The sequence below is a fragment of the Cupriavidus sp. 05T41 genome, assembly GCF_056396525.1.
This window is the reverse complement of sequence record NZ_JBFTLQ010000025.1, coordinates 25,686-43,590: the sequence shown is the minus strand read 5'-3', so window position 1 is coordinate 43,590 and position 17,905 is coordinate 25,686. Positions and strand designations below refer to the sequence as shown.

Sequence of the window (17,905 nt, the reverse complement as noted above, 5' to 3'; positions counted from 1 at the left end):
GGGGTTATCTCGCAATCTCCGCCTCTGCCATTGGCGCACTCAATGGATCAAGTAGTTTGTCTCGCACAAGCACTCCTTCGGCATACAAGGCACTAATTTCATCCTCTCCAAGTCCCGCAAAGTCCTTCAGAATTTGTTCGTTGTGCTCCCCTAGCAAGTCGGCCTTCAGTGAGGCGGGATACTCCCATGCGGAAAACCGCGCCGGAGGGCCGGGAATCTGGAAATCTCCAACGTACGGGTCACGCACCGTTCGAACCACACCGCGCTCCTGCAAGTGAGGATGGCTCATGGCTTCCCGAAGACTTAGAACCGGCGCGCACGGAATCCGCTCGCGCTCCAAGGCATCTATTGCAGCGTCTCTGGAAGGGAACATACTAAGCCACGATTCCAGAATCTCTTTGAGCTGCTCGTTGTTGTCACGGCGGAGCGCAGCGCTGGAAAATAGCGGATCAGTCAATAGATCCGGACGTCCTAAGGCGGATACGAACTGTTCCCACTGGTGCGGGAGCGTGGCCAACGTCAGGTACGTGCCATCACCACAGCGAAAGATGCCCGTCGGGCCTCCATCGGGGTGTTGTGAACCGGTTCGCGTGGGCTCGTAGCCTTTCCTAAGGCTGACGCGAGGAATGGCTACTTCATGCATATTGAAGTACGTATCGAGCAGCGATGTCTCAATGTATTGCCCCTCCCCTGTCCGCTCGCGATGCAGCAACGCAAAGCCGACGGCCATGGCGGCGGCAACACCGGTAGATGCATCCCCGATGGCCATCGTGATCAGCGCGGGACTTCCCTCGGCCTCGCCAATGAGGTCCGTGATACCTGCATATGCCTGCGCGACATAGTCGTATCCCGGCTTATTCGCCAGGACACCCTTTTGTCCTGCAAGAGAGATGGAGCACATCACGAGGTCAGGATTGATCTTCTTTAATACCTCGTATCCAAGCCCGAAACGGTCCATAACGCCCGGGGAGAAATTCTCGACGAGAACATCAAACTCCGTGATCATCCTAAGAATCAGCTCTCGCGCCTTGGCACTCTTGAGATTCAGTGCAAGGCTCTTCTTTGAATGATTGTGCTGAACGAAATAGGTACTTTGGGAACAGCGCTTGTGCTCCGGTTGCTGACTACGCAACCCACCAATACGGGTTCTGTCGCCGAAGGGGGCAAGTTCAAGCTTGACAACCTCTGCGCCCATTTCGGCGAGGATGCGGGTACAGGTCGGTCCAGCGACGATCTGGGTAATGTCCAGCACACGAAATCCGGTGAGCATTGGAGTATTGGTATGTGGCACGGTAGCTTTCTCCTATCTCGAGTTGAACTGATTCTTGCCGAACAAGTTGTCCCACCGATCACCGCTTGGCTTTGCACCGGTCTTGTCGACCTTCTCAGCCAGCACGGCGACCCCACGCTGAACGGCCGGACGCTGACGCACTGCTTGGTACCAACGTTCGAGATTGGGATAATCCGCAATATCCTGGCCCTGCCATTTGTGTGCGCGCAGCCAGGGATAGGTCGCCATATCGGCAATCGAGTAGTCGCCCGCGAGGTATTCGGACTCGGCGAGTCGACGGTCAATGACGGTATAGAGACGACGTGCCTCGTTTGTGTAGCGATCGATGGCGTAGTCGATCTTCTCAGGTGCATACTTTCGGAAGTGATGTGCCTGGCCGAGCATGGGCCCGACGCCGCCCATCTGGAACATCAGCCACTGCAGGACCTCGTATCGCTTCCGGGTGTCCTGTGGCATAAACTGATAGCCACTCTTTTCGGCCAAGTACATCATGATGGCACCCGACTCGAACATCGCAATGGCCTGCCCGTCAGGACCTTCATGATCGACAATGGCGGGAATCTTGTTGTTTGGGCTGACCTCGAGAAACTCTGGTGCAAACTGCTGACCTTTGCCAATGTGCACCGGTATGACGCTGTAGGGCATCGCCAGTTCTTCAAGGAGGATGGAGACCTTGTAGCCGTTCGGCGTGCTCCAGAAGTAAAGATCGATCATCTCGATAAGGTGGTTCGTTACTGATGGAGCCATCTTAGAAATGTCACGATCGTCGCGCCAATACTGTGTCCCGCTTGGGGCATGTCAAAAACTTATGGCAGTCCCACGATGGGCGCCACGCTATACAATCTGCTATGGAATTCCGACAACTAAAGTACTTCGTACGAATCGTCGAGCTCGGTAGCGTGTCACGCGCGGCTGCCGATCTTTACACCGCCCAGCCGGCGCTCAGCCAGCAAATCGCCAAGCTCGAAGACGAACTGAGAGTGAGGTTGCTGGCCAGGAGCGCTCGCGGCGTGGTCGCAACTGAGGCGGGAGAGGTGTTCTATCGCCACGCCCGGGCGATGCTGCGCCAGGCCGATCTCATGAAAAGTGACGTTCAGCACGCGGGCGAGCACCCGCAAGGGAAGGTATCTGTCGGCCTACCGACCAGTGCCGCAACCATCCTCGCGCCCAGACTCCTCGCTGCATCAGCCGTGCAGTATCCCGATATTCAGTTACAGATCACCGAGAGCCTGAGCGGGCACCTACAAGAACTGGTAGTAAACGGCCGGATCGAGATGAGCCTCTTGTTCGAACGCGTGGACGGTTCGGGGGCGGTATGTGAAACAAGACTTGGCGCTCACCTTTAGGTTACCCCGCTTCTCATCGAGCGCCTGCTTTTGCTTTCCTGCCAGCTGCCTGGCAGTACGCCGCCTGAGGAGGTCACCATCGCCGAAGCGGCAAAGCGACCGCTAATACTCCCTGGTCGGTCCAACATCACGCGTCAAATCATTGACGAAGCGTTCGAAGCAGCGGGGGAAAAGCCCGTTGTTTTGGCGGAGCTGGACTCACTTGCCACCATCCGCGCTGTCGTGGCAAGTGGCGTAGGGTCGACTATTTTGTCGCCTTCGATCCCCGGAGGCACCCAGGGATTGACAATTCAGCGAATCACCGACGCGGCGTTGCATCGGCGACTTTCGTTATGCACGTTCGACATCATGCCGTTAAGTTCGGCGGCTCGCCGGATCATGGAACTAATTCGGGAGACTGCGCTGAAGCTGGTGGCCGAAGGCGAATGGCCCGGCGCCTCGAAAATTGAATAGCCATACGGAATCGCAATACCGCTACCACAAAGTCCTATTGGCCGGGTACCCCGTTGCATGCCTAGACTTCCCATGCATCTAAACAGGCAAACGGTATCCCATGACTAAACGGATTCTCGAAGGCATCAAAGTACTTGACCTCACCAGGTTCTTTTCCGGCCCTCAATGCACGCTCTTCCTCGCCGGGTTGGGAGCGGAAGTCATAAAGATCGACGATCCGGAGATCGGAGATCCAACCGCGTTTTCTCCGCCCTTCGCCGGCCCTCAAGGAGTTTCATTCGAACGGCGCTCAGAGCTTGACATGGGCATCGCGTACCTCAAGCGGGCTCGATCAAAGAAGTCTACGACCCTGAACCTGAAGAATGCCGAGGGCAGGGAGTTGTTCATGCGCATGGTCAGGAACGCTGATGTCGTGGTCGAAAATTTCAGCGCGGGAGTCGCGGATCGACTTGGCATCGGCTATGAAGTGCTCCGCGAGGTCAATCCAGGCGTCGTCTATTGCTCTCTGACCGGATATGGGTCTACTGGACCCGCAAAGCATCTCAAGGCTTATGATCTGATGGTCCAAGCGGCCGTTGGCCTAATGAGCATTACGGGACAACCGGACGCCGGGCCAACGAAAACAGGGTCTCCGCTTTCGGACGCGATCGCGGGCCTTTTCGCGGCATTCGGAGTTGTGGCGGCATTGAACTACCGCCAGCAAACCGGTGCAGGACAGTCTGTGGATGTTTCCATGGCCGACTGCCTGCTGTCCTTGATCCTGGACGAGCCGCTCGATTGCTATCGCGAGCTGGGCCTTTCGTTTCAGCAGGGTAACCGAATCATGCGATTCTCTCCCTTCAATGCGTACAAGAGTGCGGATGGTTGGGTGACTCTTGGCACTGCCACCAACGATGATTGGAGCACACTGCTGGACCTAATGGGACGCGCTGACCTCAAGGAAGACTCCAACTTCATGTCCGTGGGATGGCGCCTGTCGAACAACGCGACGGTCGATGAGATCGTATCGGCATGGACTTCGTCGCTCCCCACTGCGGAGATTGAAATGCAAATGCACTCTGCAAAGATACCATGCAGCCCCGTAAGGACGATCGACGACGTGCTCGCGTGGGAACAAATCGTCGCACGGAACATGGCCGTGTCACTGTGGAATCCGCTCGCTGAGGCAACCATGGATGTCAAGGCTGCATCGTTTCCCTTGCGATTTGGTCACGCGGAGGTTGGCTATGACGCCCCGGCCCCGGTTCCTGGCGCACACACCGAAGAGATTTTGCGCAATATGGCTGGGGTAGATGCAGCTGAGTTTCTACGGCTCCGAGAGCGCCGGATCGTTTGAGTTCCCCTATGGGCAGGGTCTTTCGACACTGCCCAATTCAAGCATACCTCAAGAAGGCGTATTGCATCCTGCAATCGCGCTTGATCGAAAAAGCGCTTGTGCGGGTGCAAGTTCTCTTTGGAAAAGGGATTTGAGGCAATGCGAGGTCAGTCTTGGTCCGGCGTCGAGATTGCGAACGGAGTGACGTCGATTTGACGAGCCCGTCTGCCGAAGCAAGGTGGGAATCCGGGTAGGTCGATGAGCGACCGCGCACCGTTGGATAGGTCCATAATTCTGATGGACTGGCGTGGCCAGCGCAGGCACGGCGTCGCTGGCCAACCCGTCGCGGATCTCGCCTACGCTACCCGCGCAAGCTCCTCCTCCATAAAATCGAGGCGGTCCTTTCCCCAAAACATCTCGTCACCCACGAACATCATCGGCACGCCAAAGACTCCCCGCTCAACGGCTGAGTCCGTGCTTTGAGCAAGTTCGGCGCCGATCTCCTCGCTTCCGGCGACCTCTTCGAACCATGCGAAGTCTACGCCAAGAGACTCGACAATCAGTCGCAACCCGGCATACTCGACGATGCTGGCGTCACCGCGTTCCCAGTACGCCTCCATGACCTGCTCGACAAACGCCAACTCCAAGCCCTTTCGTCGCATTGCGAGAGATCCACGGAGAACCCTGCTGGACTTGATGGGAAATTGCCGGGGGATCTGGAACGAAATATTGTACTTCTCGGCCCAGCGCATCAGATCTCGCTTGCGATAACGAAGCTTTGCCTTCGACTCTTTCATGAGTTCGTAGTCATTGTTCCGGAATACGTACCCCAGATTGTAGGGATGCAGGACGAGCTCGGCGTTGTGGCGCTCGAGGATCGGCTTGAACAGCTTGATCGCAAAATAGGTGTTGGTGCTACCTACATCCCAGTAGAGGTCAACCCGCTTCTTGTCCATTTCGACTCCTGTTGAATGAGACTGTGTTCAGTCTATGGATAGGACCGCAGTCTGACTAATATGGAATGGCGATTCGGGTATATCGAAAAACTATCGGGCACTTGGCGCCGAGTCGGTACAGAGTCGGCGCACCGAATCTCGATCAGAACACGTGATATTCGTGCATAGCAGAGAGTACCGGTACACAAAGTTTGTTGGCGGCTGAAGGCCAAGGCGAAGCTATGGTCAGAGAAGCCTTCGACGCGCGCTGGTGTCGTGCCAGCGCCTCACGCGGGCTAGCGATTGGTTCTTGGCTTGCGCGTAGCGAGGGCTAGTTGAACGAAAGACCTCACTGCAGGTGATATCTCGCGACGCCGGTGCGGCAACTCCAACTGAATCGGAAAGTGAAAGTCCGCGATACGCTAGTACACGATTCCGGGCTGGGAAAAGCTCTGCATCGCGATTCCGGCACGATCGCGACGCCATAACCGGCCGATGCCAGACTGATTGCTGAAATGAAGTCTTGCACTCGATATTCAAGATTCGGAGTAAAACGCCCTGCTGCGCCAAGGGCCGTCAATGCATAGCCGAAGCCGAGCGACCACCGCATATGGCAATCTTGCCGAGCAGGCTGGGCGCCACCACCGCAGCCCATCAAGCTTCATTCTGGCGCAAGGTACTGAACCTGGGCGGGAGAACTTCCTGAACCTCTCAGTACTAACTCCCAGCGCTATCCCCGCGCGCGTTAAAGCAATGGACTGGCCACTGTCCGCCGTCTACCAACCGCCCAGTTATTGCGAGAAGACGCTGCCATACCGTCGTCACGGCCAACGACGCGGGTAGCGTCGCGGCCCGGCAAAGGTAGACCTGTCGCGTGAACCCCTCTTCAGCGACTCGCGCACAGGATACGATGCCACCTCGCCACTCTTCCTGTACAGACGCGTGAGACAGGATTGTGAAGCCCGCCCCCGCAGCAGCAAGGGCTATGAGCTCCGGAATCGCATTCACTTCCGCAATGACCTGAAGTTCGGTGTCTTGGGATGCGCTGAACCGATCGATGAGGCTGCGTAGACCATGCAGTCCGGCGGGAAGAATCAATGGGTAGTCACCCAATCGCGAGAACGGCACGCTGAGAGCAGCGTTGATTCCGTTTCGACCGTGCGCCGAGAGCTCGCCGGGCGGCCCGACAAGCAATAGGCGTTCTTCGAGCACCCGATCTGCGCGCAGCCCGGGCTCGGGCGTACCGCCGAAGGTCATGCCAATATCCAGATGCCCGGTCAGCAGCCCTTGCGGGATGTATCCGGTGCTCTGTTCGATGATTTGCAGGTCAATCCCCGGCCATTCCGCGCAGACTTCCTTCACGAGTGGCACGGTCAGTAGCTTTGCCAACGACTGCGGTAACCCGACGGCTACCCGCCCCTGCGGTTGCTTGATCGCTGTCCGAATGTCTTCGTACGCCACTTCCACGCGCCGAAGGATATCGGTCGCATGTGCGAGCAACATCTCGCCTGCGGCCGTGGCCACGACCCCGCGCGGCGTTCGCTCAAGCAAGGCCGCTCCGAACTCCTCCTCCAAGTTCTTCATCTGGAGGCTTAGCGCAGGTTGCGCGATGTGCAGGCGCTCGGCAGCGCGAGAAATGGAACCCGCTGCGCAGACTGTGACAAATCCCCGCAGGGTACGAAGTTCGAGAGCCATGAAGTGCCTCGGCGAATTGGCCATATCGAAATCTTATATCGGATATCCGAAACTTGTCTTGGACTTATATCCGGCAGGTCGTCATGCTACGGGCAAAACCATAGGACACGATGATGAATCCGACACGACGCACATTGCTGCTGGGGGCAGTCGCCTCCGTAATGGCAAGCCCCCTCTTCGCCGCTGATTGGCCGACCAAGCCCGTCCGGATCGTTGTGCCGTTTGCTGCTGGCGGGCCCACCGACTTCATTGCCCGCCTATTGGCGACGGCCCTGTCAAAAGAATTGGGCCAGCCAGTCGTCATCGACAATCGCCCTGGTGCCAGCGGCAACATTGGCGCCCAGCATGTGCTCGATAGCGGCAATGACGGCTACACCCTGCTGCACAACACCGTAGCGATGCAAGCTGTGAACCCGCTGATGTACCCGCATGCGCGCTTCCTGCCAGGACGAGATTTCGTGCCCATCGCGACGACAGGCTCGATGCCGAACGTCTTAGTGATCCATCCCGACAAACTCAAGGTAAAGACGCTTGCCGATCTGGTCCAATTCGGGAAGGCGAAGCCCGACGCTCTGACCTACGCAACCTTTGGCGCTGGATCATCACCGCACATTTATGGCTCTCTGCTGCAGAAAAAGGCTGACTTCAAAGCGGTAGCGGTGCCGTACAAAGGTAGCTCCCCGGCTCTCACGGACGTGATGGCCGGCCAGGTCGACTTTGTGTTCGACTCATTCACTACGTGCATCGGCCAGATCCAGGGCGGCAAGCTGAAGCCACTTGCCATTACCTCTTCGCAGCGCTCTCCGATGCTGCCGGACGTGCCGACGCTCAAGGAGGCGGGATATCCAGGCGCGGACCTGAAGTTCTGGTTCTCCCTGCAAGCCCCCGCGCAGACGCCTAAGGCGGTCGTAGACCGCCTGCGAGCGGCTGCGGCAAAGGCAGTCAACGACCCCGATTACGTTGCAGCGCTACGCAATCGCGGCGCCGAACCGATGCCGACACGTCCCGACCAGCTCGTCAGCTTCGTCCGAACAGACGCCGAGCGTTGGACGAACATCGCGCGCGGTCTTGGCATCCAGCCGGAATAAAAAGGAAACTCAAACCATGCAACCATTGAAAGGCATTCGGGTTCTGGACCTGAGCAAGGTCCTGGCCGGCCCCCTATGCGGCCAATACCTCGGTGAGCTGGGCGCAGATGTCATCAAAGTCGAGCCGCCGGGTTCGGGCGACGACACGCGCGGCTGGCTTCCTCAGGATGCGGGCCAGTCTGCCGTATTCCTGGCCGTCAATCACAACAAGCGCAGCATCGCGCTAGATCTCAAAACCGAAGCCGGCCAACGCGTCGTGCAAGAACTGGCGGCCAACGTTGACGTGGTATTGCAGGGATTCGGTGGCGGTACCGCCAAGAAACTCGGCGTGGACTACGACACGTTGAGCGCCGTGAATCCCCGGTTGATCTACTGCGAGATATCCGGCTACGGGCGCGATGGCCCCCTGGGTAACGAGCCCGGCTATGACGTGATGTTGCAAGCATTCAGTGGGATGATCAGCACCATGGGGGAGCCCGGCGGGAAGTTTGCACGGGCGAGCTTCTCGCCCGTTGACATCGGCACAGGCATGCACGCCCTCAGTGGCATCCTGGCTGCCCTGCTCGAACGACACACAACCGGAAAAGGGACCTATCTGGAAGTGGCGCTTATGGAGACCGCCCTCGGCTTCATGGGATATATGGCGCAGAACTACTGGCGTAGCGGAAAAGCACCACAACGGATGGGCACAGCACATCCGTCGATGTCACCGTACCAGGCATTCGATGCAGCCGATGCGCCGCTGATGCTCGGAGTTGGCAATGACTCGCAATGGAAGCGCTTCTGTTCTGTGGCGGGTCTCGAGGACTGGGTAGACCATCCGGACTTTGCTACCAATGCCGCTCGGGTACGGAACTTCTCCCGAACGGTCGATCTAGTGCAGTCGCGCCTCTCGACTCAGCCGCTCGCTTACTGGATGGAAGCGCTCCGGCAAATAGGCGTGCCTTGCTCGCAGATCCAGACTTTGGACCAGGCTCTGGCGCACCCTCAGGTACAGGCCCGACAATTGATCGTCGAGACGGAGCATCCCGTCCTGGGCACCGTCGCGAATGTTGGCCTGCCCGTGCGCTTCCGCCGAGAAGCACGCCATGCAAGCCGTCCAGCCCCGCTGCTCGGCGAACACACTGACGAAATCTTGCACGAGGCTGGTTTTACGCCTGAGCAGATTGAAGGTATGCACCGCGCCGGCACGGTAACCTCCGCTGCGGCGATCGCAGCCGCCTAGACCCCAAACCAGTATTGAGTAGACTATGTCCTTGGTTACCTACACTGTCCGCGATCACGTCGCCGAAATCCTCCTCGACAACGCTCCTGTCAATGCCCTCACCGTTCCGATGGTCGACGCGCTGATTCGGGCTTTGGACCGTGCGGCCTCTGACGACGCGGTTCGGGCCGTCATCGTTGCGAGTGCGGTACCGAAACGATTCTGCGCCGGGCTTGATATTGCCGCACTGCAAGGCGCTTCGGCGGACACCGTTCACACGCTCCTGGACAAGCTCTACGTCCAGTTGTCCGAAGCGCAGTATCGTCTGGGCAAGCCGTCTATCGCCGCGGTGAGTGGAGCTGCGCGCGGAGGCGGCATGACCCTGGCTATCTCCTGCGATCTGATTGTGGCTGCCGAGGATGCCAGCTTCGGATACCCCGAAATCGAAGTCGGCATGCTCCCGGCAATCCACTTCACCCATTTGCCGCGCATTGTCGGCCGTCACGTGGCATTCGATCTGCTCTTCACCGGGCGTGCCTTCGGCGCGAACGAAGCGCAGGCGTTGCATCTCGTGAATCGTGTCGTGCCAGCGAACGAGGTACTCGAGGAGGCGCGGTTACTGGCCTCGACCCTAGCTGCCAAGTCGGCATCTGCGATGAACATTGGCAGAGCAGCATTCCATCGGGCCGTCGACAGCGACTACCGTCGTGGTGTTTCCTACGCGGTCGATACGTTCTGTCGCGTTGCAGACACCGACGATGCGCGTGAAGGGATTGCGGCCTTTGTAGAAAAGCGACTGCCTAATTGGGGTTCTTGAAGAGTTCCTGAGAACGGGCCCTGCTGCCCGCCCATCAGAGCGCGCACGATGTCCTGCCTCAGCACGCGCCGCTCGACGCGGATATCGTGCCGCCACCATGCATTGAAGTCGTACACATAGACGAAGGCCTCGTGCTCGCACAGAGCGAATGCGCCCGGCGTCAGCGCGGTTGCCGCCGCGGAAAATTGCAGAGCCCCATCGCGGCTTTCGCCATATCGCCGGCCACGAATGATGAACTGGTGCAGGTGATCGTCTGTCCAGCCCATGGCTGCCTGAATGACCTCGTGGAGCCGAGCCAGCGTGACGCGCTCAGGAATGAGCAAACGCCGCCAGACCGGCGGGCTCAAGCCGCGCAGAGCAATTCGAAGTTGCAGGACGGAGGTCGCCGGCGCAGGATCGGAAGCCATGAATGCAGGTGCCTCATTGTCCTCTCAGCAGCGGTCCGGTCGTCGGCCCCCGCTTTGGCGCGGTCTCCTAGTTGATGATTGGATTTTTCTTCTGCATATCGTCCTTGATCAATTTTGACCAGGCTGCACCCACTTGCCGCTCGGTCACGTAACCGCGTTTCCTGGTATCAAGCTGGTCGAAGCGCTTGTAGACCTCAGGCATGCCAGCGCGTGCTTCTTCACGGGTCAGTTTGCCGTCATGATCAACATCGGCCTCCCTGAAGCGTTCGCTGAACCACTTCTTTCTTTCGGCCGGCGTCATTCCTTTGGGCGGCTGCGGTACTTCGTTGACATCCGTGGTAGCCGACGAAGTCGATGGTGTCGTCTGTTGTGAAGGCTGCGCGATAACGGCACTGTTAGCCAGGGTTATCGACAAGGCCAAGGCAGTTACAAGGAAGTTCAGTCGGACCATTTTTCTCCTCAACTATTGATTTGTGACGGCGTACCGGCAGAGTGAAATTGCTTTGCAGTTCGCAATCGCATTGTTCCAGAGCGCAATTCAGGTAACAGCGGAGTCCTCCTAGGTACCCGCACTAGTATTGGCGAGAACGCGGCCGGCCATTTGACATTATGGGACAACCAGTTGATATATCGGGACATTCCGGGGATACCCCCACAAGAATCCCGCCGCAGGTAAAGAATAGACCGCCACAGCGCCAAGCCGGTAGCTTCTTGCTCAGCGAGGGTGAGGAAGCGCGCTCTGGCGAGGGTATGTTATCTCGATGCCGGCGCGGCTTTCGCCGCTCCGGACCTCAGGTCGCCGGCAAATACGCTGATGACACGCTTCGGCACGATGTATTTGCGGATCGCAGCGTTGACCGAGGCGACTGTGGCCGTGCGCACGTGCTGTTCCTGCTCTGCGGTGAAGTCCATGGTTTGGCCAACGGACAGTTGGTCGGCCAGGTTTTGTGCCAGTACGCTATCCCGCGTTCGCGCAATGGTGCCTTGTTCAAGCAATCCGCTCTTTGCGTCGGCAAGCTCTTCTGCCGTGATTCCGTCCCGCACGAAGCGCGCGAGCTCCTCTTCGGCGGCACGCTTGACGCGCTCCAGGTTGCGCGGCGCAAAGGAAGCCTGCATGGTGAAACTGCCTGCCGTGTCGATCGCGTTGATCTGCAAGGAGCTACCGGCCGAATAGCTGATGCCATCGCTCTGACGGAGCCTTTCGGATAGCCTGCCACGCAGTGACTTGCCACCGTAGATTCGATCGGCGATGGCGAGGTCTGCATAGTCGGCTGAGCTCATGGTCACGGCCATCGGTATGCGGGCCAAGTAGATGGCGCTAGCATTGTTCGTGGTTTTGGCCGTCAATGTCGCAGGAGTGATCGGACGGTAGGGCCGATCGACATGGACATAGGGCTCGGAGGCGCTCCAGTCACCGAACAGCTTCTCGAGTTGGTCTTTCGCGCCGTCTACGTCGAAGTCGCCCACCAGCGCCAACTGCGAGTGGCTGGCGCCGTAGAACCTGTGATGAAAATCACGGATGTCATCCACGCGCGTCGCGTCCACGCCTGCAATGCGCTCACGCTGATCTTGCGTATGGCGCGGATCGCCAGGCGGGTAGGGATTGTCGTGTCGGTCCATCGTGACAGACGCCAGCATGCCCGGGGCATTGCCGACGCGCTCGATCTCGGCGATGCTGGAGCGCTTGATGTCGTCAAAATCGGTGGTGTCCAGAGCGGGCTTACGCAGGATATCGTGCAACACCGGAAGGAAGTCTGCGAGCTGGTCTCTGTGCGTTTCGAATCGAATCGTCACGCGATCCGCTTGCGCAGTGATGTTGACGGTGGACTTGAGCCTGGCGAGCAAGTCCGCGAGCTGCTCGCGGTCGCGGCCGCCCGCACCGTGGGTCAACGCGGCGGCAGTCAGCTCGGCGACAGGAGCCCTCCCCTTAAGACTGTCGATCGTACCCATGTTCAGAATTAACATTCCGGTGACAATGTCACCGCGAGTTGGGCGACTCAACATTGCCAATTTCATTCCGTTGGAGAACGTGAACCGTTGCGTATGCGCCTCGATGTTCTCCGGGGCGGGATCGAATTGCGGTGGCGGCGCGGCCACGGGCTTGCCGCGATAGCCATCAAGCAGGTGCGCAAGATCTGTAGGCGGCGGCATCTCGACGCGTTGTGGTTGCTCGCCCGGAATCAGCCTGCCTTCCGTGCGGTTTGCACGTCGCAGATACCGCATGGCCACACGCTGCAGGTCCTCGACGCTAGCATTCTCCACGCGATCGCGAAGAAGGAACCACAGACGCCAATCCCCCCATGCAATCGCTTCGGACAACTGCATAACCAGCGCGTCGGGGTTCCTGAACACCCTGTCAATCGCATTGCGCGCATCGACGCGCACGCGCTCGAGCTCGACGGTAGTCACCGGACGCTCTGCGAGACCTTCGACCTGCTCCAGCAAGGCCTCGTTGGCCAACTCCAGCGATTTCCCCTTAGAGACTTCAACAAGGAAGAGAACCGTGCCGGGGTCACGCATGGCGCCGATCTCCGCCGATACGCTGGAGGCCTTCCTGGCATCGACCAGACTCTTGTTCAGACGCCCACCCGAGGGGCCACTCAGCACCTGGAGCAGCAGCCACATCGGCACAGCGTCGGGATGCGCGGCTTGCGGAACGTGATACATCGCGCCGATGATTCGGGTGTCGTCTGCCCGGAGCAGCGTCACGAGACGCTCACCTTCCTGCGCGGGCTCGGCGGTGACAGCGGCCATGAGTGTGCGCTCGGGACGGGGAATCGGACCGAAATGGCGGGCGATGGTAGCCAGCACCCATGCCGGATCGAACGTGCCGCCAACCACCAGCACGGCATTGTCGGGCTGGTAGTAGCGCTTGTAAAACGCGCGTAGCAGCGGAATTGAAGCGTTCTCCAGATCATGTCGCGTGCCGATAGTAGCTCTGCCATAGGATGCCATTGGTAGGCAGTGGCATTCAAGGCCAGAAGCAATACCCTCTGCGGCTGAGTTTGTCCGATCTCCATCTCATTCAAGACCACGGGCATTTCGCTGCGCAGGTCGACCGCCTCGAGTCGGCTGTTGACCATCCGGTCCGCTTCCATGCGCAGTATCCAATCCAGGTTGTCCTCACTGAACGGAAAGGTGGCGAAGTAGTTGGTGCGGTCGACGGTAGTCGTGCCGTTGGCGCTCATGCCACGGCGTGCAAACTCTTCCCGCAGAGAAGCGGCCGTCAGGGTGTCCGTCCCTTTGAACATCATGTGCTCGAGCAGATGAGCCATGCCCGCTTCCGCTCGCCCTTCGTCCCGGCTGCCGACTAGGTAAGTGATGTTCACAGTTGTGCGGGGGACAGAGTCGTCCGGTGCCAGCAGGACACGTAGTCCGTTGGGCAGTCGATACTCGGTGATACCTTCAACGGAGGTGACCCGCATGAAATCCGCACTGCCGGGCTCCTGTCCTATGGTGTCGGCGGTAGCAGCCAATTCCTGCGCGCGAGCCGCCTTGGGAGAATCCGCAAGCGCTTTAGCCGTGCCCAATGCGATGAGGCCGGTAAGCAGCACAGTGAACATCGGATTCATCGTGGCTCTCCGTCCTCATGCAATTAGAAACTGAGAGGCATTTCGTCGGCCTCACTAAAGGAAAAGAAGGACAGGAATGCAAAGGGACAATGCAGCCGCTCATCGATGCTGCGCTGACCGGCGTCTGCCGTCGGCGCTGTTGTCGGGCTTATTCGCGGTCTTACCCTACCTCTGCCCCTCCCCGTCTGTACCCTCCAGTCCTTGTCGTTCATCTCGGTAGCGATCTGCTTCATCGGTGTCGGACCGGGTCACCATCATGCGGCATCTTTCGCTTGATTACCCTCAAGCGGCTTCGTTCGCATCACCCGATCGCGCAAGGTTTAGGCGAGCATATCCCCGGTTATCCGACTTGCGGGGATGCCGTGATGAATTCTTTCGACTAACGAGTTAAGGAAGTTCGATGTCTTCGGAGGAGCGCCCCGCGGCCGCATTGGGACGATCGATGCGGGGCGCATGGAATGCCGGCGCTCGCCTCGTGCTGTACCGCAGCGCCTACGAAACGGAGACGGTAGTTCCGGAAGGCGTGGAGAATCAACCCTCCTCGTCCGTAGCGCGGGCGATTGCGACACGCGCAGCGGCCACCGTAGGGACGGCGTGGATGAGCGAGATCATGGTGGGTGCGCTTGCCCCCATGATGCGCGACTACGCCCTCAGCGACATATTCGTCGGTGTTTTCGTGGTGGCGATCCTGGCAAATGCCGCCGAGCATGCATCGGCCATTACCGCAGCCATGAGAAATCGCGTCGACCTCTCGTTCTCCATTGCGGTCGGCTCGAGCGTCCAGGTGGCACTATTCGTCGCACCGGTGCTGGTACTCGCGAGCCTAAGAAGGAGGGTTGGCCGGGATACGCCCGTATGCTCTGCAGAGCACAAGGGCGTATCTTGGACGCAGGCCCTCTTGGGGGCGCGCCCAAGTTACTTGCCGGTCTTCCTATGGCTGTGGGAAGAATCTGGGCTCCGGAGAAGACTGTGAAAGGGTTACGGCCACCGTCGACTGCTGCAGCGCACGAAAGCGCAAACCTTGTGGCCGCGGCGGTGAGGCACTTGCCGAGAAGTTGGGCCGCATCTCAAAAATGCCGCATCGAAATCCAAAGGCCAAAAAATGGAACTGTCACTCTCCTGTGGAGGCAAGCCCGCCGCCTCGAGTCTACTTGCCGCGCGCTCAATTGGCCGCGGAAGAATCACACGCGTCAATATCGAGCGTTGCCTCAGTATTCTGTGGCACTTGCGCCTCCAGCAGCGCAGAAAGGGCGACCGATTCCAGGGGCTTGGAGAAAAAATAGCCTTGCCCGAAATCGCAGCCCAGCGACTTGAGGTGCGTCACGTGCCTTTGCGTTTCGGTACCCTCGGCGACCACCTCGATGCCGAGGTTGCGGGCCAGACTCATGATGGTCTGCACAACTTGCAAGCCTTCATGGCCACGGTCGAGTTGAGCCACAAAGGACCGGTCAATCTTCAAAATATCCAGCGGGAAGCGGTGCAGGTAGCTGAGGGAGGAGTAACCCGTGCCGAAATCGTCGATGCTGATACGCACCCCTAGTTCACGAAGTTGCGTGAGCACGGCGACGGTCCGTTCCGAATCCACCATGGTAATGCTCTCCGTAATCTCCAGCCTGACCGTGCGTGGATTGATGCCGGTGTCCGATAACACTCTGCCCACATGCTGAACAAAGTCGTGCTGGGCAAACTGGCGCGCGGAGACATTGACGCTGACCGTCAGTGCGGGTGTACGGGGATACTCCTTGTGCCAGTGGGCCATCGTTTTGCAAGCCTCGCGCAGCACCCACATGCCGAGGAACAGAATCAGGCCGGTATCTTCTGCCACCTGGATGAAGTCGGCAGGATAGACCAGCTCCGTTTCCGACTTGCGCCAGCGCACCAACGCTTCCACACCGACAATTTCCTCATTGTCCAAGGTGACGACGGGCTGGTAGTGCAGGACAAACTCGTTATTCTGCAGGGCACGCCGCAGGCTGGTTTCCAGTGCGAGGCGACTCACGGCATGCTCGTGCATGGTGTGGTCGTAGACTTCGTAGCGGCTCTTGCCCAGCGTTTTGGCCCGATACATCGCCAGGTCCGCATGCCGAAGAATTTCCTCGGCCGATTCGTAGCCCAAGGAACTGATGGCGATGCCGATGCTGGCGCTCGCGTAGAGCTCCTCGCCTTCTATCTGGAAAGGCGCTTCGAAGGCCCGCATCAATCGTTCGGTCATGCGTACCGCGTCATTCACGTCGGCCACGCTGTCCAGCAGAATCGTGAATTCATCGCCCCCCATCCGAGCCAGCGTATCGCTTTCACGCAGACATCTTGCCATGCGACCCGCTACCTGGATGATGAGGGTGTCGCCGGCCAGATGACCGAGGCTGTCGTTGACCAGCTTGAAACGGTCCAAGTCGACAAAGAGCACTGCGAATGTAACTTCTCGATGGCGAATACCGCGAGCAACGGCACGGGCAAGTCGGTCAGCAAACAATGCACGGTTAGGCAGGCCGGTAAGCGCGTCGTGGAAGGCATCGTGAATCAATTGGTCTTCAGCACGTTTGCGCTCGACCACTCGGCCCAGTTGGGTACCAACTTGCGCCATCAGGTGCAGCAGCCTTTCGTTCGGTTCCAGCACGCGGTCGGCAAAGAACTCAAGGACCGCAGTCACTTCGCTGCCCAGCAGCACCGGGAAGGCAGCGGAGGCCCGCAACCCGACCCGCTCAGCCACGCCGGCGCGGGAGAAATAGGGGTCCCGGGCAATGTCCATGACCCATGCAGGCGTTGCGCTGGCAAGTACGCGACCAGGCAAGCCAACGCCGGTCCGAAAGTCCACGGCCTCGGTGGCTTGGTAGAAATCATGAAAGCGCTCGCCCTCGACGCCATGCCAGATGGACGTCGAGAGCAGGCGTGGCTCGCCCCCGGTGCCATCCACAAGGTACGCGTGCCCAATCTGCCAGCCGGTGAACTGGCAAACCGTACGTACGGCAAACTGAAGCGCATCGGCGACGGATATCGCCTGATTGGCCGCGTCTGCGACAGCCTCCAACAACTGCAATTGCTGTTGTTTTTCATAGAGCTCGCGAAGCCCTTTCTCAGCGATGATTTCCGCCTCGATGCGCGCCTTGCGCTCACGCTGGAGCCGCCGGCGCAGTTTTTCGGTCTCCACCTCAAACTGCTGAACGCTGTTCATGGTAACTTAGCTCGCCTTCTTGCCAAGGAAGCTAATCCGACACTGACAGCTCTGGTCACCTTGATGCATGCATTGGAGGTGGTCAAAACTCAGCGCTTCCCCAAAGTGGTCGGCCGCGCCTTCGACAAAACCTTGTGCCAGTGCGCACAGACGCCGCGCGGAACGGTAGGTCATCAGCAGCGACCCGTCCGGTTCGTCGCGGAAGCCGAAGGTCGGGACGTCCGCACCCGGGTAGACCTTGCGGACTTCGGGGTGAATTATGGAATTGACACTGAGCACGAACGGGCGAGTCGTGGTGTGGGCGCTAAAGTAGGTAGGATAGCGGCTGGCAAGCAAAGGCATCGCCTCGCGTCCGAACCAGCGCAGGGTGGCAAACGGGGTCATGTCCAACGTCTGTGCAGCGACGCCGACGAGTTTGTAGATATCGTCATCGGGATAGCTGCCAAGGGAAGTGTAAGCGCCGTCTAGGTCCGCGCCTTCCAGCAGGGAATCCCACGCGTCCTCGCCATGGTGCCGGATGACCACGTCTTCCAGCAAATTGAAAACTATCCCCTTCATCCCTGCTCCCCGTTCCCGTTGCAATGTCGCTCCTATTGGCGACAGCTTGTTT

14 protein-coding genes and 2 pseudogenes are annotated in these 17,905 nt (G+C 59.1%); 6 read left to right on the top strand and 10 right to left on the bottom strand.

Annotated features, from left to right (window positions below; translation table 11 throughout):
- Positions 1-4: 4 nt before the first annotated feature.
- Both AC1DKV_RS16435 and AC1DKV_RS16430 read right to left on the bottom strand, forming a co-directional pair.
- Positions 5-1,291, bottom strand: a complete 1,287-nt coding sequence (locus AC1DKV_RS16435) for a CaiB/BaiF CoA transferase family protein (protein ID WP_441622074.1) — start codon at positions 1,289-1,291, stop codon at positions 5-7.
- Positions 1,292-1,303: 12 nt separating this feature from the next.
- Positions 1,304-2,005, bottom strand: coding sequence for a glutathione S-transferase N-terminal domain-containing protein (locus AC1DKV_RS16430; protein WP_441622072.1), 702 nt, complete (start codon positions 2,003-2,005; stop codon positions 1,304-1,306).
- Positions 2,006-2,139: 134 nt separating this feature from the next.
- Between AC1DKV_RS16430 and AC1DKV_RS16425 the strand changes: the two are divergent.
- Together AC1DKV_RS16425 and AC1DKV_RS16420 are read left to right on the top strand one after the other, a co-directional pair.
- Positions 2,140-3,090, top strand: a pseudogene (locus tag AC1DKV_RS16425) (LysR substrate-binding domain-containing protein).
- A 100-nt stretch (positions 3,091-3,190) separates the two neighbouring features.
- Positions 3,191-4,426 carry a CaiB/BaiF CoA transferase family protein gene (locus AC1DKV_RS16420; RefSeq protein WP_441622068.1) on the top strand — a complete coding sequence of 412 codons (1,236 nt, stop codon included), beginning with the start codon at positions 3,191-3,193 and terminating at the stop codon, positions 4,424-4,426.
- A gap of 335 nt (positions 4,427-4,761) precedes the next feature.
- On the opposite strand, the gene AC1DKV_RS16415 is transcribed toward AC1DKV_RS16420, so the two are convergent.
- Positions 4,762-5,361, bottom strand: a complete 600-nt coding sequence (locus tag AC1DKV_RS16415; RefSeq protein ID WP_441622066.1) for a 2-hydroxychromene-2-carboxylate isomerase — start codon at positions 5,359-5,361, stop codon at positions 4,762-4,764.
- Positions 5,362-6,057: 696 nt separating this feature from the next.
- Positions 6,058-7,035: a LysR family transcriptional regulator gene (locus AC1DKV_RS16410; RefSeq protein ID WP_441622064.1), complete on the bottom strand. Its 978-nt coding sequence runs from the start codon at positions 7,033-7,035 to the stop codon at positions 6,058-6,060.
- Positions 7,036-7,148: 113 nt separating this feature from the next.
- Here AC1DKV_RS16410 and AC1DKV_RS16405 point away from each other — a divergent pair, with 113 nt between their 5' ends.
- Genes AC1DKV_RS16405 through AC1DKV_RS16395 form a run of 3 tightly spaced genes read left to right on the top strand, consistent with a single transcriptional unit; the run spans position 7,149 to position 10,144 of the window.
- Positions 7,149-8,123, top strand: coding sequence for a Bug family tripartite tricarboxylate transporter substrate binding protein (locus tag AC1DKV_RS16405; protein ID WP_441643537.1), 975 nt, complete (start codon positions 7,149-7,151; stop codon positions 8,121-8,123).
- 16 nt (positions 8,124-8,139) lie between these two features.
- Positions 8,140-9,348 (top strand): CaiB/BaiF CoA transferase family protein, encoded by a 1,209-nt coding sequence (locus tag AC1DKV_RS16400; RefSeq protein WP_441643535.1) that lies wholly within the window; start codon positions 8,140-8,142, stop codon positions 9,346-9,348.
- Between the two features lie 25 nt (positions 9,349-9,373).
- The gene (locus AC1DKV_RS16395) at positions 9,374-10,144 is read left to right on the top strand and encodes an enoyl-CoA hydratase/isomerase family protein (protein ID WP_441622060.1); all 771 of its coding nucleotides are present in this window, start codon (positions 9,374-9,376) and stop codon (positions 10,142-10,144) included.
- Here the strand turns inward: AC1DKV_RS16395 and AC1DKV_RS16390 are convergent.
- The 4 genes and pseudogenes from AC1DKV_RS16390 to AC1DKV_RS16375 all read right to left on the bottom strand — a co-directional run.
- Complete coding sequence (locus tag AC1DKV_RS16390; RefSeq protein ID WP_441622059.1) at positions 10,045-10,551, bottom strand: plasmid pRiA4b ORF-3 family protein; 507 nt, start codon at positions 10,549-10,551, stop codon at positions 10,045-10,047. The two genes, AC1DKV_RS16395 and AC1DKV_RS16390, sit on opposite strands and share 100 nt — an antisense overlap.
- A 67-nt stretch (positions 10,552-10,618) precedes the next feature.
- On the bottom strand, positions 10,619-11,002 hold the full coding sequence (locus tag AC1DKV_RS16385; RefSeq protein WP_441643534.1) for an EF-hand domain-containing protein: 384 nt from the start codon (positions 11,000-11,002) through the stop codon (positions 10,619-10,621).
- A 302-nt stretch (positions 11,003-11,304) separates the two neighbouring features.
- Positions 11,305-13,506: a M16 family metallopeptidase gene (locus AC1DKV_RS16380; protein ID WP_441622055.1), complete on the bottom strand. Its 2,202-nt coding sequence runs from the start codon at positions 13,504-13,506 to the stop codon at positions 11,305-11,307.
- A 41-nt stretch (positions 13,507-13,547) separates the two neighbouring features.
- Positions 13,548-13,976, bottom strand: a pseudogene (locus AC1DKV_RS16375) (M16 family metallopeptidase); the annotation flags it as partial.
- Between the two features lie 547 nt (positions 13,977-14,523).
- Between AC1DKV_RS16375 and AC1DKV_RS16370 the strand changes: the two are divergent.
- Positions 14,524-15,096, top strand: a complete 573-nt coding sequence (locus AC1DKV_RS16370; RefSeq protein WP_441622053.1) for a calcium:cation antiporter — start codon at positions 14,524-14,526, stop codon at positions 15,094-15,096.
- 189 nt (positions 15,097-15,285) lie between these two features.
- On the opposite strand, the gene AC1DKV_RS16365 is transcribed toward AC1DKV_RS16370, so the two are convergent.
- Together AC1DKV_RS16365 and AC1DKV_RS16360 are read right to left on the bottom strand one after the other, a co-directional pair.
- The gene (locus AC1DKV_RS16365) at positions 15,286-17,295 is read right to left on the bottom strand and encodes a putative bifunctional diguanylate cyclase/phosphodiesterase (RefSeq protein WP_441622051.1); all 2,010 of its coding nucleotides are present in this window, start codon (positions 17,293-17,295) and stop codon (positions 15,286-15,288) included.
- A gap of 6 nt (positions 17,296-17,301) precedes the next feature.
- Positions 17,302-17,853 (bottom strand): heme NO-binding domain-containing protein, encoded by a 552-nt coding sequence (locus AC1DKV_RS16360; protein WP_441622049.1) that lies wholly within the window; start codon positions 17,851-17,853, stop codon positions 17,302-17,304.
- Positions 17,854-17,905 lie beyond the last annotated feature (52 nt).